The organism is Streptomyces sp. CB01201, from assembly GCF_002803085.1.
Classification (GTDB): domain Bacteria; phylum Actinomycetota; class Actinomycetes; order Streptomycetales; family Streptomycetaceae; genus Streptomyces; species Streptomyces hundungensis.
On record NZ_NNBJ01000019.1, the window covers coordinates 159,946 to 174,700 of the forward strand.

The following is a 14,755-nucleotide window of genomic DNA, read 5'->3' on the forward strand; positions in this document are numbered from 1 at the left end:
CCTCAGTGGACGGGGTGCATGGTGCGCTTGAGCCAGGGGGCGGCGACGATCACGGCGATGCCGACGAGCACCGCGATGGCGCCGTTCACGCCGAAGTACGCCGGGTTGGAGACCTTTCCGTACACCTTCACGGTCTGGGCCTGGATGCCGTTGGCCAGCGCCAGGGAGAGGAACCAGAGCGACATCGTCTGGCTGGCGAAGGCCCTCGGGGCGAGCTTGGTGGTGGCCGACATGCCGGAGGTCTCCAGCAGGATGTCGCCGAGCCCGAGCAGCAGGTACGAGCCGACGATCCACCAGGCGGCCATCTTGTACGTGTCGGTGGAATGCCCCGAGGTGGGCAGGACCATCAGCAGGAACGACAGGCCGCCCAGGATCACGCCGAAGGCGATCTTGTTGGAGGCGTGCGGCTGACGCGGGCCCATGCGGGCCCACACGGCGGCCACCACCGGCGCGAGCGCCACCTCGAACGCGCCGAGCGCGGAGGCGTACCAGCTCGCCGGGAAGTGGAAGCCGAGGATGCTGGTCTCGGCGTTGGTGGAGGCGAGCAGCATCATCGTCGAGTACGCCTGGAACAGGATGAAGTTGAACGCCACCGAGGCCAGGAACAGCACGACGTAGGGCCGCAGCCGCCCGCGCTCCTCCGCGGTCACCCGGGGGCTGGCGAACATCACCGCGAAGTAGACGACCGGGGCGATCACGGAGATCAGGGTCAGGAGGTCGACGAAGCGGCCCATCGTCAGCCAGCCGCCGAGCGAGAGCAGCACCGCGAGCGCTGCCACGACGACGACGCCGAGCACGATGAGGCGGACCGCGCGGCGCATGCCCTCGGGCGGCAGCGCGAATTCGGCCGCGTGCTTGCGTCCGGCCAGGTGGCGCCGGCCGAGGACGTACTGGATCAGGCCGAACGTCATGCCGACCGCGGCCGCCGAGAAGCCCCAGTGCCAGCCCTTGTGGTCGCCGAGCCAGCCGGTGATCAGCGGGCCGAGGAAGGCGCCGATGTTGATGCCCATGTAGTACAGCGCGAACCCGGCGTCGCGCCGCTCGTCGTCGGTCCGGTAGAGCTTGCCGACCATGGAGGCGACATTGGGCTTGAGCAGGCCGGTGCCCGCGCTGATCAGGCCGAGCCCGATCCAGGTGGCCGCGGCGGTGGGCACGGCCATGGCGTAGTGGCCGCAGGCGATGAGGATGCCGCCGTACAGGACCGCGCGGTAGGAGCCGAGGATGCGGTCGGCGAGCCAGCCGCCGGCGACCGAGACCAGGTAGACGAGGGTGCCGTAGGCCGCCGACACGGAGGCCGCGGTGCCCGCGGACATGCCCATGCCGTCGTTCGCGACGGAGTCGGCGAAGTACAGGACGAGGATCGCCTGCATGCCGAGGAAGGAGAAGCGCTCCCAGACCTCCAGGCCGGAGAGGGTGAGCAGGCCGCGCGGCTGGCCGAAAAAGGCGTGGTCGTCCTGCGGCGGCGGCTGCTCCGCGGCCGGATCGTCGGGGCTGTCGGTCATCGTTCCGGACAAAAGGTCCACTCCTGATCGTATGAGCTGATCCAGAACATACCGGGGTCCAAGGGACTGTGCGCGGGCGGTGACGGGAAGGCGCCCATGGTGATCGAACAGCGACCCGATACGCTGACTTGAGTGAAGGCAGCGACACATCGACAATCCGTGTGATCGTCAGCAGACAGGAGTACCCCTCGTGACCGTCGTCGGGCCGTTCGGGCTGAGCGTGCGGGACCAGGCACTTGAAGCCGATGTCCAGACCGGATTGGCGGCTGTCGAGGCGGGACTGCTCGATGCCACCAAGAGCGAGGTCCCGTTCATCACGGAGGCCGCGCAGCACCTCATCCGCGCAGGTGGCAAGCGATTCCGCCCGCTGATCGTGATGCTGGCGGCCCAGTTCGGAGATCCCTACGCGCCGGGCGTCGTGCCCTCGGCCGTGGTAGTCGAGCTGACCCATCTCGCGACGCTGTACCACGACGACGTGATGGACGAGGCCGATGTGCGGCGCGGCGTGGACAGCGCCAACACCCGCTGGGGCAACTCCATCGCGGTCCTCACGGGTGATTTTCTCTTCGCACGCGCCTCGCACATACTGGCGGATCTCGGCCCCGAGGCCGTACGGATTCAGGCCGAGGCGTTCGAACGGCTCGTCACCGGTCAGATCCTGGAGACCGCGGGGCCCCGCGAGGGGCGCGACCCGGTCGACCACTACCTCGACGTGCTGTCCGGCAAGACGGGCTCGCTCGTCGCGGTCTCCGGCCGGTTCGGCGCGATGATGTCCGGCGCCGACGAGTCGGTCGTCGACATCCTCACGCAGTACGGCGAGCGCCTGGGCACCGCCTTCCAGCTCGCCGACGACGTCCTGGACATCGCCAGCGACTCGCACGAGTCGGGCAAGACCCCGGGCACGGACCTGCGCGAGGGCATCCCCACGCTGCCGGTCCTGCACCTGCGGGCGCGGGCCGCGCAGCACGGCCGCCCGGAGGACCTGGAGCTCGTGGCGCTGCTCGACGGCGACCTCAGCGACGACGCCCGGCACGCGGAGGCGCTGCGCCGGCTGCGCGTGCACCCCGCTCTGGAGCAGGCGCGCAAGGACACCGTCCGGTACGCCGAGGAGGCGCGGGCCACCCTCGCGCCGCTGCCCTCCGGGTACGCCAAGTCCGCGCTCGAAGAGCTCTGCGACGCGGTCGTGCACCGCGCGGGCTGAGCCGAGGGGCCCGGCCGAAAAACGGGCCCTGCCCGTCCTCACCCCTAACGGACGGGGTAGGCGACTCAGGGTTCCGTCATCCCAGAGAGGTACATGAGGTTGCTCCCGGGGGCTGACGCGCCGAGGCTCCGATTTTGGTCGGATGGGAAGCACCACTCCTGACCAATTCGGGTGAGAATGGCGGCGCGGGGTGGAACTGAGCACGACGGACGGACGCCGCCGACCACGGAGGTAGGGCACACATGGCACCGAACGACAGCGCACAGGCCACCGACGAGGCCAGGGACCTCGGCGCGGGCCGCCGCAAGGCGGCGCGCTACCTCGTCCCGGTCGCGGTGGCGGGGGTGGCGGCGGCGACCATCGGGCTCGTCCCGGCACTCGCCGCGGCCGGCGACCCCAGTCTGCCGAAGATCAGCGCACAGCAGCTCATCGAGAAGATGGCCGCATCCGACACCCAGCAGCTCTCCGGCACTCTGAAGATCAGCACGGACCTGGGCCTGCCCGGGCTCGGCAGCCTCGGCTCGTTCGCCCCCAAGGGCGGCGGCTCCGACAAGTCCGCGTCCCCGGACGCGAAGCTCACCGAGCTGGCGTCGGGCACCCACACCCTGCGCGTCGCGGCCGACGGCCCCGACCGCCAGAAGGTGTCCATCCTGGAGGACGCGGCCGAGTACAGCCTGATCCACAACGGCAACGACGTCTGGGCCTACGACAGCGGCTCGAACCAGGCGTACCACTCGCAGCGCTCCGCGGCCGACGCGGCGAAGGAGCACGGCAAGAAGACGCCGGACGCGGGCGTTCCGACCACCCCGAAGGCGCTCGCCGACCAGTTCCTGAAGAACGTCGACCCCACCACCGCGGTATCCGTCGACGGCACGGCGCAGGTGGCCGGGCGCGATGCCTACCAGCTCCTGATCAAGCCGAAGCAGTCCGGCTCGACGGTCGGCTCGGTCCGGGTGGCGGTCGACGCCAAGACGGGCGTGCCGCTGAAGTTCACGCTCGCGTCGAGCGCCGGCGGCAAGGCCGTGGTCGACGCGGGCTTCACCAAGGTCGACTTCTCCAAGCCGTCCGCGGACACCTTCAGCTTCACCCCGCCCAAGGGCGCGAAGGTCACCCAGGACGACGGCAAGCAGAAGCAGACGTTCAAGCCCGAGCAGAGCCTGCCCGGTGGCCTCGGCGGTCTGGGTGACGCCAAGAACACCAAGGTGATCGGCAAGGGCTGGACGTCCATCGCCGAGTTCGACACCGGCGGCAAGGGCATCCCGAAGGCCGGCAACGGCAAGGGCGGCGGGGACGCGCAGACGTTCCTGGACTCCCTGGGCGACAAGGTCTCCGGCAAGTTCGGCTCGGGTACGGTCTTCAAGACCCGCCTGGTCAACGCCCTGATCACGGACAACGGCAAGGTGTACGTGGGCGCGGTGACGAAGGACGCGCTGATCGCCGCCGCGAACTCGGCCAAGTAGTAGCCCGGCTCGCCGGCCAGGGAGCCGAGGGGGTCACCCCTCGGCTCCCGGCGCCGGGGAGGGCGGCAGCGGGAAGGGGCGGAGTGGGAAGGGGTGGAGTGGGGAACAGTCCAGCGGTCATCGAGACACATGGCCTCAGCAAGCGGTTCCGCGGTGGCCAGCTGGCCGTGAATGGGCTGGACCTCACGGTCCCGCGCGGCAGCGTCTTCGGCTTCCTCGGCCCCAACGGCTCGGGCAAGACCACCACCATCCGCATGCTGATGGGTCTCATCGAGCCGACCTCCGGCACCGCGCGGCTCCTCGGCAGCCCCATGCCGAAGGCCGCCCGCGCCGTGCTGCCCCGGGTGGGCGCCCTGATCGAGGGCCCCGCCCTGTACGGCTTCCTGTCCGGCCGGGACAACCTGCTGCGCTACGACGCCGCGGACCCCACCGCCGACCCCCGCACCCGCGCCGCCCGGGTGACGGCCGCCCTGGACCGGGTGGGCCTGGCCGCGGCGGCGGGCAAGAAGGCGCGGGCGTACTCGCTGGGCATGAAGCAGCGCCTGGGTCTGGCCTCCGCCCTGCTCCAGCACCGGGAGCTGTTGGTCCTGGACGAGCCGACCAACGGGCTCGACCCCCAGGGCATGCGCGAAATCCGTTCCCTGATCAGGGAGTTGGCCGAGGACGGCACGACCGTCTTCCTCTCCTCGCACCTGCTCGACGAGATCGAGCAGGTCTGCTCGCACGCCGCGGTGATGAACCAGGGCCGGCTCGTCGTCCAGGGCGGGGTGGCCGAGCTGGCGGCGAACGCGCGCGGCCGGCTCGTGGTGACCACTCCGGACACCGGGGCCGCCGCCCGCCTCCTCAAGGAGCGCGGGATCGCCGATGTGACGGTGGCCGGGGAGGACCGGGTGACCAGCGAACTGCCGCCCGATGACGTGGAGTTGGCGGACCTCAACGCCGAGCTGGTACGGGCCGGGGTGCGCGTGCGCGGCTTCGCGGCCGAGCGCGCCTCGCTCGAAGACGCCTTCGTGGCGCTGACCGGGGAGGGCTTCGATGTCGCGGGCTGAGGTCGTGGAGGCACCCCGGCGGGGTCCGGAGGCCGGGCCCGAGCGCCGGCCGAGCGTCCTGTGGTCGCTGGGCCTCTTCCGCTCCGAGCTGATCACGGTGCTGCGCCGCTGGCGCACACTGGCGCTGCTCGCGGTCCTCGCGGCGGTGCCGATCCTGATCGGCATCGCGGTGAGGGTCGACACGGGCGGCCGCAGGGGCGGCGGGGGCGGAGAGGGCGGCCCCGCGTTCCTCGCGCAGATCACCAACAACGGCCTCTTCCTGGTGTTCGCGGCCCTCGCGGCCACCTTGCCGGTGTTCCTGCCGATGGCGGTCGGCGTGGTCGCGGGCGACGCGGTGGCGGGCGAGGCCAACTCGGGGACGCTGCGCTATCTGCTCGTCGCCCCGGCGGGCCGCACCCGGCTGCTGCTCGCCAAGTACGCCTCGGTGCTGGCCTTCTGCCTCATCGCCACGCTCGTGGTGGCGGCGTCGGCGCTCGCGGTCGGCGCGCTGCTCTTCCCGCTGGGAGAGGTCACGACGATCTCCGGTACGCAGATCTCGTTCGCCGACGGGCTGCTGCGGGCCGTGGCGATCGCCGGAGTGGTGGCGGTCTCGCTGTCCGGGATGGCCGCGCTCGGGCTCTTCATCTCGACCCTGACCAACAGCGGGATCGCGGCGATGGCCACGACCGTCGGGCTGCTGATCACCGTCCAGATCCTCGGCCAGATACCGCAGCTGCACGCGATCGGCCCGTATCTCTTCCCGCACTACTGGCTGTCCTTCGCGGACGTTCTGCGCGAGCCGGTCTACTGGGACCAGCTGGTGAAGAACTTCGAGCTCCAGGCCCTGTACGTCGCGGTCTTCGGCTCGGCGGCCTGGGCCCGCTTCACGGCGAAGGACATCACTGCGTGAGAGGCTGTCCGGCGGCCGGGCGGCCGGAACGGCCGGTGGAACGGGCCCAGCCGGCGGACGCGACAGCGTACGGAAGTGTCCGGAACGGACCGGTCGTGCGAGCCGACCCCCGTCCAGCTCGACACGACACGTTCCGTTTCCTGCGTCATTGTTGGAGCAGCGGGCTCGGCTGTCAATCCGGTTACGGACGCCCTCGTAGAGTGAGGGCATGATCACCTCGTCCGGATCCGCCCCGAGCCCCAGGCGCCGCAGCGAGAAATCACGCCGGGCGACGCTCGCGGCCGCGCTCGAAGTGTGTGCGGAGAACGGCTACGGCAAGGTCACCATCGAGGCGATCGCGGCCCGTGCGGGCGTCAGCAAGAAGACCATCTACCGCTGGTGGTCGACGAAGGGCGCGGTACTGCTCGACGCGGTGGTGGAACTGGTGGTCAGCCATTCGGAGTTCCCCGACACCGGGGACATCGATGTCGATCTGCGCACCCACATCGGCATGCTGGTCAACCTGTTCAACTCGCCGGTGATGGGCCCCGCCTACCGGGGGATCCTCTCCCAGGTGCTGCACGACGAGCAGTTGGCGCGGGCGGTCAACGACGAGCTGGTGATCCCGCGCGTGGCCCTCGTCTACGAGCGCATGCGCGGCGCCCAGGAGCAGGGCCAACTACCCCCGGACGCCGACCTCCCGCTGGCCGTGGAGATGCTGTACGGCCCGCTGTACTACCGCCACGCGCTCGGCCGGCCGATGCCCGATCCGCAGCACGTGGAGACGCTGGTGGCCCATGTCATGCGGGCGTTGCGGACCCCGGAGCAGCGCTGAGGGGCGTGCTGCCGAAGAACGTCTTGGCGCGGGCGGCGGCCTCCGTGTCCTGGGCGATCTCGCCCGGCAGGGTGGCGCTGCCGAGCAGCACTCCGCCCCAGTGGAGGCCCATGTAGGCGGCCGAGTTGCGCAGCGTGCCCACCAGGGGGTCGGCCGTGGAGAGATCACCGCCCGCGAGCACGGTCACGCCCCACAAGGTGCGTCCGGCCATCCGTCGGCGGAAGTCGAGCCCCGGGGTGCGGAGCCAGCCCGCCCAGTGGTCGAGGTAGTGCTTGACCGGGGTGCTCACGCTGTACCAGTACAGCGGCGAGGCGATGACCAGATCGGTGGCGTCCAGGGTCGCGTCGAGCAGGGTCGCCGCGTCGCCGGTGGGGGCGGCCAGGTCGCTCTGGTCGGTGTGGCTCAGGTCGCGGAATACGGGGAGATCCACGTCGGCGAGGCGCAGCCAGCGGGCGGTGTCGCCCGCCGGGAGCTGCTCGGCGGCCAGCCGGGCGAGCGCCTCGGTGTTGCCGTCCGCGCGTGTACTGCCCAACAGGAAAAGGAAGTTGCGGGGCATGGTGCCCTCCATGAGTCATCCAAAGGCGTATGCGCGTGCAGTATATGCACACGCATACGCCTTTGGCGGGAGGGTTTGTCTTCCGGCCCGATCCCGGGGGATGGGGCCGGCCCGGGTCAGAAGGTGAGCTTCCAGCTGTCGAGATAGCCGGTGTCCTGCGGGCCCTTGTCCTGGAGCTTGAGCTTCCAGGTGCCGTTGGCCGTCTCCGACGAGGCGTTCACGGTGTAGGTCGTGTCGATGTTGGGCGTCGCGTCGGACGACGAGTTGTGCAGCCGGTAGGAGCGGCCGCTCGGCCCGACCAGATCGATCACCAGGTCGCCGCTGTAGGTGTGGACGACCTTCACGCCGACCTTCAGTGCCGAAGGGGCGTTCCCGCTACGGCCGTTGACGGTGATCGAGGACGTCACGGCCGGTCCCGGCGAATCGGGGACGGCGAGGTCCGTGGTGTTCTCGAAGGTGCTGCCCGGGTCGGGCGGCGTGCTGCCCCCGGCGGCCAACTGCCACAGGGCGTAGGCGATGGCGTCGCTGTTGTGGTCGAGAGCCGTGGTGTCGATGTTGGAGCTGGTGTCGCAGGAGGCGTGGTAGCAGGCGTCGAACTCCTGGCCCGCCGAGCCGCCCCACTTCTGCGCCTGGGCGGCGGTCTTGGTGTAGTCGGCGCCGGAGAACAGGCCGCCGACGGGGATGCCCGCGCTCTTGAACGGGGCGTGGTCGGAACGGCCGTCACCCTCGGTCTCGATCTCGGTGGGAATGGAGAGGGTGGCGAAGTAGTCCTTGAACACCTTCTCCAGGGTGGAGTCGTCGTCGTAGACGAAGTATCCCGGGTTCGGCGAGCCGATCATGTCGAAGTTCAGATAGCCCGAGATCTTCGAACGGTCGCCACTGGCCAGCGAGTTGACGTAGTACCGCGACCCGACCATGCCCAGCTCCTCGGCGCCCCACCAGGCGAACCTGAGGTGCTTGTCGGGCTTGAGCTGGGCCCGTGAGACGGCGAGCGCGGTCTCCAGGATGCCGGCCGAACCGGACCCGTTGTCGTTGATGCCGGGCCCTGCGGTGACCGAGTCGAGGTGTGCGCCGGCCATGACGGTCCGGGAGGCGTCGCCGCCGGGCCAGTCGGCGATCAGGTTGTAGCCGGTGGCGCCGGAGGAGCTGAACTGCTGGACGGAGGTGGTGAATCCGGCGGCGTCCAGCTTGCCCTTCACATAGTCGAGGGACGCCTTGTAGCCGGACCGGCCGTGGGCGCGGTTGCCGCCGTTGGCGTTGGCTATCTGCTGGAGCTGGGCCAGGTGCGCCTTGACGTTGGCGACGGGTATGTCGGGCGCGGCGACCGCCGCGGGGCGCACCCGGGCGGAGGTCTCGGGCGCGGGGGCCGCGTGGACGGCGGGTGCGAGCACGCCGAGGGCGAGCGCGGCGGTGGCCAGCGCCGCGCCTGCGGACAGGGTGCGTGGGGAGAGCGAAGTGCGCATGGGGGGCTCCGTGTTCCGTTCGGGGATGGGACGGAAACGCGAGGCCGATGGTCAAGGAGAGGTACAGGGGGCGTCAAGAACGTAAACCGGCCAGGGGTGTTCGTCTTCCGGACGGTGTACGGATGCTCAACTGGGCCCAAACGGGGGGTGATGGGGCCATATCCGACCGGTCCTGTTCGGGGGTGGCTTCGGGTGCCGCCGGGGCGACCGGGACCGGTCGGGCCGTGTTCGCGTGCCGCCGGGGTGCGGGGGTACGGGGGTGTCGGGATGCCGGGGTGCCGGGGTGCCGGGGCGCGGGGATGTCGGGGTGCCGGGGGCGGACCGTACCGCTGGAGCGGGTGCGGCCTAATGCACGCAGAACTCGTTGCCCTCCGGGTCCGTCATCAACGTGAACTCCCCTCCTGGTTGGCTTACTTGGCGCTGCACCGTGGCCCCGAGCCCGGCGATGCGGTCGACCTCGGCGGCCCGCTCCCCGGGTGCCGAGTGGACGTCGATGTGCATCCGGTTCTTCACCGTCTTCCGCTCCGGCACCCGTTGGAACAGGATGCGCCGGCCGAGGCCCGTGCCGCTCTCGGGGTCGTAGGAGTCGTCCGGATGCCGGACGGCGACCAGATCGCGAAAGGCGATCCGGCCGCCGTGTTCGAGGGTGAGATCCGGTCCGATGGCCCCGGCCGCCCTCAGCCGGTTGATCAGCAGGCTGTTGTCCTCGACCTCGTAGCCGAGGGCGGCAGCCCAGAAGTCGGCCTGGGTGTGCGGGTCGGAGGCGTCCACCACGAGCTTCCAGTGCAGGGTCATGTGCTCGTTATAACCCGCACACCGGCGGCCCGTCCCGCGGCCCGTCGAGGTCAGCGCACCGGTGTTCCGGCGCGCAGCTCCAGCCGGTCACCCGTGAAGGAGGACCGGAAGCGGCGGTCGTGCGAGACCACCACGACCGCGCCCGGATAGCCGGCCAGTGCCTGCTCCACCTCCTCCACCAGGGCGAGCGACACATGGTTGGTCGGCTCGTCCAGTACGAGGAGGTCGGCGGGGCGGGTCACCAGACGGGCGAGCTCAAGCCGTCGCCGCTGGCCTACGGACAGCGCCGCGACCGGCACCGCGAAGTCCTCCTCGCGGAACAGGCCGAGGGACAGCAGTTCATCGGCGTACTCCTCGGGGAGCCCGGGGCGTCCCGAGGCGAAGGCGCCGAGGAGTGGAGTGCGGGTGGGGGAATGGCTCAACTCCTGTGCCAGATAGCCGATATGACGGTTCGTCCGGCGAACGGTCCCGGCGTCCGGGCCCAGCCGTCCGGCGAGGACGCGCAGGAGGGTCGTCTTGCCGGCGCCGTTGGGGCCGGACACGAGGAGGCGGCAGCCAGGTTTGACGCTCAGGGCGGGCACGTTCAGGCGGTCGCCCACCGCGACACCGGCCAGCTCGACGAGCGGGCCGTCGAAATCGGCCACCGCCGTGGTGAGGCGGGCGTTGAACCGCAGGGGCGGCGGCGGGGCCGCGACCGGCTGCCGCTCCAACTGGTCCAGCCGTGTCCTGGCCGCCCTGACCTGCCCGGACAGCTTGGCTTCCGAGGAACGGCGGTGTCTGCCGAAGCCCTGGCCCGGGTCCTTTCCGCTCGCCGCGAGGCGTTGCCCGGCGGCCTCGACGAGCTCTCGGGTGCGGGCCAGCTCGGTGCGCCACTCCTGGTAGGCCAGCTCTCGGCGGTGGCGCGCGGCGGCCCGGGCCGTACGGTATCCGGCCCAGCCGTCGCCGTACCGGACGACCGTGCGCAGGTCCCGGTCCACCTCCAGGATCGTCGTCGAGACGCGTTCGAGGAAGGCGCGGTCGTGGGTGACGACCACCAACGTTCCGCGGTGGGCGCGGAGTTGCTCCGCGAGCCAGTCGGTGGCCCGGTGGTCCAGGTGGTTGGTCGGTTCGTCGAGCAGGAGCAGCTCGGGAGCGGCGGCCAGGACGCAGGCGAGCGCGAGGCGGGACTGCTCGCCGCCGGAGAGCGTGCCGAGTTCGCGGTCGCGGGTGAGGTGGGCGAGGCCGAGGGCGTTGAGGGCGGCGGCGGTGCGGGGTTCCGCGCGGTAGCCGTCGCGGTTCTCGTACGCGCTCAACAGGTCTCCGTACGCAGAGAGTTGGGCTTCGTCGGCGTGCTCGCCCGCTTGTGCGAGGGCCGCTTCGGCGGCGTGGATGGCGGCTTCCAGGGCGCGTAGCTCGGCCAGTGCGTGGTCGATGGCGTCCTGGACCGTGCGGTCCGGGGCGAGGTCCAGGGTCTGGGCGAGGTGGCCGGTGCCGCCGGGGAAGACGGAGGTGACCTCTCCGGTGTCCGGCTGCTCGGCGCCGGCGAGCAGCCGCAGCAGGGTGGACTTGCCGGAGCCGTTCTCGCCGATGACGGCGGTCCTGTCGCCGGGGCGGACGGTGAGGCTCACCTGGTCCAGTACCCGGCGGTCGCCGTATGTCTTGCAGACGGCGGTGAGCGTCAGCTGGGAGGGGGTGTGGTCGTGCGAGGGCATGGGTGTCCCTTGGTGTACTCGGTACGGGGTTCCTTCCGGGGTGGGGCTGGGTGCGGCTGCTGCCGCGGGGGGCTCAGCGGAAGAAGTAGTACGAGTACGCGACCATGCCCTCAGGCTAACCGGGGTGCCCCCGGCGCGTCGCCCCCTTTTTTTTGCCGGGCCCCCTGGGGCTCCGCCCCAGACCCCGGGGACTTTTGCCCACCCGCCCGCCCGTTGCCCGGGGTTGGTTGGCTCCGGCCCCCGGGGGCTCCGCCCCCAGACCCCCGTTCGCGCCTTAAGGGCGCTCGTCCTCAAACGCCGGACAGGCTGAGGATGCCCCAGCACCGGCACTGCCAAGGGGCGCGGGGAACTGCGCGAGAAGCGGGCGCGGTCCGCGGTCGAAGAGGGGGTTAGGGGCGCGGGGAACTGCGCGAGAAGGGGGCACGGTCCGCGGTCGAAAAGGGGGTTGGGGGCGCGAGAAGTGGCCGCGGTTCGCGGACGGCATCGAGGTCAGGGGCGTGGGGAACTGCGCGAGAAGGGGGCACGGTCCGCGGTCGAAAAGGGGGTTGGGGGCGCGAGAAGTGGCCGCGGTTTGCGGACGGCATCGAGGTCAGGGGCGCGGGGAACTGCGCGACAAGCCTCGTGCGGTTCGAGGTCGGCCGGGTCCCCCGGAGGGTTGTGGGAAGGGGCGGGGTGGGGAGGGAAAAGCGCCTACGAACCCTGCGGCTGGGGCGGCGTGGAGGCCAGCGGCGGGGTGTGGGCCAGGGCTTCGGACAGGGCGCGGCGGGTGGCGCGAGCCGTGCGGAGGGCGTCCCAGGTCAGCGTGGTGAGGGCCAGCCACACCAGCGCGAAGCCCGCCCAGCGCTCCGGCGGCATCGCCTCGTGGAAGTAGGCGATGCCGAGCAGGAATTGGAAGACCGGCGCCAGATACTGGAGCAGCCCCAGCGTCGAGAGCGGCACCCGGATCGCCGCCCCGCCGAAGCAGATCAGGGGGATGGCGGTCACGACGCCCGTCGCGGCCAGCAGCACCGCGTGCCCCGCACCCCCGGTGACGAACGTGGCCCGCCCCTGCCCGCCGAGCCACAGCAGATAGCCGAGCGCGGGCAGGAACTGCACGGCGGTCTCGGCGGCCAGGGACTCCAGACCGCCGAGGTTGACCTGCTTCTTGACCAGGCCGTACGTAGCGAACGAGAACGCCAGGGTCAGCGAGATCCACGGCGGCTGCCCGTAGCCCACCGTCAGGACGACGACCGCCGCCGCGCCCACGCCCACCGCGATCCACTGGGCGCGCCGGAGTCGTTCCTTCAGGATCAGCACGCCCATCGCGATGGTCACGAGCGGGTTGATGAAGTAGCCGAGGGACGCCTCCACCACATGGCCGGAGTTCACCGACCAGATGTAGACGCCCCAGTTGACCGTGATCACCGTCGCGGCGACGGCTATCAGGCCGAGCTTGCGGGGCTGGCGCACCAACTCGCCGATCCAGGCCCAGCGGCGCATCGCCAGGAGCACGACGGCGACCAGGCCGAGGGACCACACCATGCGGTGGGCCAGGATCTCCATCGCGTCCGCCGGCTTGAGCAGCGGCCAGAACAGGGGGACGAGCCCCCACATCCCGTACGCGCCGATCCCGTACAGCAGCCCGGCCCGCTGTTGTCCCGCCGGTTCGGCAGATCCCGCCGGTTCAGCAGATCCCGCCGGTTTCATGGATCCCACCGGCTTCATAGGCCCCACTGGCTTCACCGGTCCCACCGGTCCTGCCGAATCCTTGGCCACTGGTCCTCCCGCGCGCTCGATTCCAGGCAGAAGGTAGCGCCGAAGGGACCGCGGTGTCATGCCCGTATCGCCATACGGTCCTGACGGCCTGCCCTACGCGGCGAGCGCGGCCCGGACCGTCGTCGCCAGCGGGGTGGTCGGGCGGCCGATCAGGCGGGCGAGGTCGCCGGGGGTGGCGGCCAGGCGGCCCCGTTCGATGGCGAGGTCGACGTCCACCAGGAGCTCCGCGAACGCGGTGGGCAGCCCCGCGCCGGTCAGGATGGCGAGGTGGGCCTCGGGGGTGACCGCGTTGTAGGTGACCGGCTCGCCGGTGGCGGCGGCGACCTCGGCCGCGTACTCGGCGAACGACCACGCCACATCGCCGCTCAGCTCGTACGCCCGGCCCAGGTGGCCCTCGCCGGTCAGCACCGCGGCGGCGGCCGCCGCGTAGTCGGCGCGGGCCGCCGAGGCCACCCGGCCCTCGCCCGCGTTGGAGACGACCGCGCCGTGCGCGAGGACCGGCGCGAGGTTGGCCGTGTAGTTCTCGGTGTACCAGCCGTTGCGCAGGAAGGTGTACGGCAGGCCCGATTCGAGGATCAGCCGCTCGGTCACCCGGTGCTCGTCGGCGAGCGCGAAGTCGGCGTCCGGGCCGCCGAGGATGCCGGTGTAGGCGAGCTGGGCGACGCCCGCGGCCTTCGCCGCCTCGATCACCGCGGTGTGCTGCGGGACGCGCCGGCCGACCTCGCTGCCGGAGATCAGCAGCACCCGGTCGCCGGCTTCGAAGGCGCCGGCCAGGGTGGCGGGCTCGCTGTAGTCGGCGATGCGGAGCTCCACGCCCCGGGCGGCGAGGCCGGCCGCCTTCTCCTTGTCGCGTACGACGGCGGCGATCTCGCTCGCCGGTACCCGCGTGAGCAGGTCCTCGACGACGAGACGGCCGAGGGATCCGGTGGCTCCGGTGACGACGATGCTCATGGTGTGGCTCCTCATGCGTGGACGGAGAGCGGAGAGGGGGAAGGGGGGTCCGCTCTGGGGTCCACCTTACGGATAGCGCTAACCATGCGAAAGTACCCACTTTGAAGTAAGGTACTGTCATGGGAGTAAGTGTGAGAGTAGGTGTGGGAAGGGCTGGGGGTGCTGCCGTGGATGTCGCCGGGGAGCGCGGGCGGCGGGAGGCGGCGCGCGAGGCCATGTGCCCGCACCGGCTGGTGCTGGAGCACGTCACCAGCCGCTGGGGGGTCCTGGTCCTGGACGCGCTGCTCGACCGCTCGTACCGGTTCAGCGAGCTGCGCCGGGAGATCGGCAAGCTCAGTACGGTCAGCGAGAAGATGCTCGCCCAGACGCTTCAGACGCTGGAGCGCGACGGTTTCGTGCACCGGGACGCCAAGCCGGTGATCCCGCCCCGCGTCGACTACTCGATCACCCCGCTCGGCCGCGAGGCCGCCGAGCAGGTGCGGGCGCTGGCACGCTGGACCGACGTCCGGATGGCCGACGTGCAGCGCGCGCGGGCCGCCTACGACGCGGCCCGGCAGTCGTCCGGAGCCTAGGCCGTGTCCGTAAAGTCGATGGTTCGTTGCTCCGTTCGTGGTGCGTCGACATGAACT

General features: G+C 71.2%; 13 protein-coding genes. 6 read left to right on the top strand and 7 right to left on the bottom strand.

Going from position 1 to position 14,755, the window contains the following annotated elements; genetic code table 11:
• Positions 1-2 precede the first annotated feature (2 nt).
• Positions 3-1,502: a peptide MFS transporter gene (locus CG740_RS32070; protein WP_100578802.1), complete on the bottom strand. Its 1,500-nt coding sequence runs from the start codon at positions 1,500-1,502 to the stop codon at positions 3-5.
• A gap of 190 nt (positions 1,503-1,692) precedes the next feature.
• Between CG740_RS32070 and CG740_RS32075 the strand changes: the two genes are divergently transcribed.
• The 5 genes from CG740_RS32075 (at position 1,693) to CG740_RS32095 (ending at position 6,915) form a co-directional block, all read left to right on the top strand.
• Positions 1,693-2,703 (top strand): polyprenyl synthetase family protein, encoded by a 1,011-nt coding sequence (locus CG740_RS32075; protein ID WP_100578803.1) that lies wholly within the window; start codon positions 1,693-1,695, stop codon positions 2,701-2,703.
• Positions 2,704-2,945: 242 nt separating this feature from the next.
• On the top strand, positions 2,946-4,163 hold the full coding sequence (locus CG740_RS32080; RefSeq protein WP_100578804.1) for a LolA family protein: 1,218 nt from the start codon (positions 2,946-2,948) through the stop codon (positions 4,161-4,163).
• An 83-nt stretch (positions 4,164-4,246) separates the two neighbouring features.
• Complete coding sequence (locus CG740_RS32085) at positions 4,247-5,212, top strand: ABC transporter ATP-binding protein (protein WP_100578805.1); 966 nt, start codon at positions 4,247-4,249, stop codon at positions 5,210-5,212.
• Positions 5,199-6,101, top strand: a complete 903-nt coding sequence (locus tag CG740_RS32090) for an ABC transporter permease (protein WP_100578806.1) — start codon at positions 5,199-5,201, stop codon at positions 6,099-6,101. Before CG740_RS32085 ends, CG740_RS32090 begins: the two co-directional genes overlap by 14 nt.
• 208 nt (positions 6,102-6,309) lie before the next feature.
• Entirely contained in the window at positions 6,310-6,915 is a 606-nt protein-coding gene (locus CG740_RS32095; RefSeq protein ID WP_100578807.1) for a TetR/AcrR family transcriptional regulator, read from the top strand.
• On the opposite strand, the gene CG740_RS32100 is transcribed toward CG740_RS32095, so the two are convergent.
• The 6 genes from CG740_RS32100 to CG740_RS32125 all read right to left on the bottom strand — a co-directional run bounded on the left by CG740_RS32100 (position 6,881) and on the right by CG740_RS32125 (position 14,126).
• Positions 6,881-7,471: a flavodoxin family protein gene (locus CG740_RS32100; protein ID WP_100578828.1), complete on the bottom strand. Its 591-nt coding sequence runs from the start codon at positions 7,469-7,471 to the stop codon at positions 6,881-6,883. The two genes, CG740_RS32095 and CG740_RS32100, sit on opposite strands and share 35 nt — an antisense overlap.
• A gap of 116 nt (positions 7,472-7,587) precedes the next feature.
• Entirely contained in the window at positions 7,588-8,934 is a 1,347-nt protein-coding gene (locus tag CG740_RS32105; protein WP_100578808.1) for a M28 family metallopeptidase, read from the bottom strand.
• A 345-nt stretch (positions 8,935-9,279) separates the two neighbouring features.
• Positions 9,280-9,729, bottom strand: a complete 450-nt coding sequence (locus CG740_RS32110; RefSeq protein ID WP_100578809.1) for a VOC family protein — start codon at positions 9,727-9,729, stop codon at positions 9,280-9,282.
• Between the two features lie 50 nt (positions 9,730-9,779).
• Entirely contained in the window at positions 9,780-11,420 is a 1,641-nt protein-coding gene (gene abc-f / locus CG740_RS32115; protein WP_100578810.1) for a ribosomal protection-like ABC-F family protein, read from the bottom strand.
• 690 nt (positions 11,421-12,110) lie between these two features.
• Positions 12,111-13,106 (bottom strand): EamA family transporter RarD, encoded by a 996-nt coding sequence (gene rarD, locus CG740_RS32120; protein ID WP_234376599.1) that lies wholly within the window; start codon positions 13,104-13,106, stop codon positions 12,111-12,113.
• A 162-nt stretch (positions 13,107-13,268) separates the two neighbouring features.
• A complete protein-coding gene (locus CG740_RS32125; protein ID WP_100578812.1) occupies positions 13,269-14,126 on the bottom strand; it encodes an SDR family oxidoreductase in 858 nt (285 codons plus the stop codon).
• A gap of 215 nt (positions 14,127-14,341) precedes the next feature.
• Between CG740_RS32125 and CG740_RS32130 the strand changes: the two genes are divergently transcribed.
• Positions 14,342-14,698, top strand: coding sequence for a winged helix-turn-helix transcriptional regulator (locus CG740_RS32130; protein WP_100578829.1), 357 nt, complete (start codon positions 14,342-14,344; stop codon positions 14,696-14,698).
• Positions 14,699-14,755: the final 57 nt, after the last annotated feature.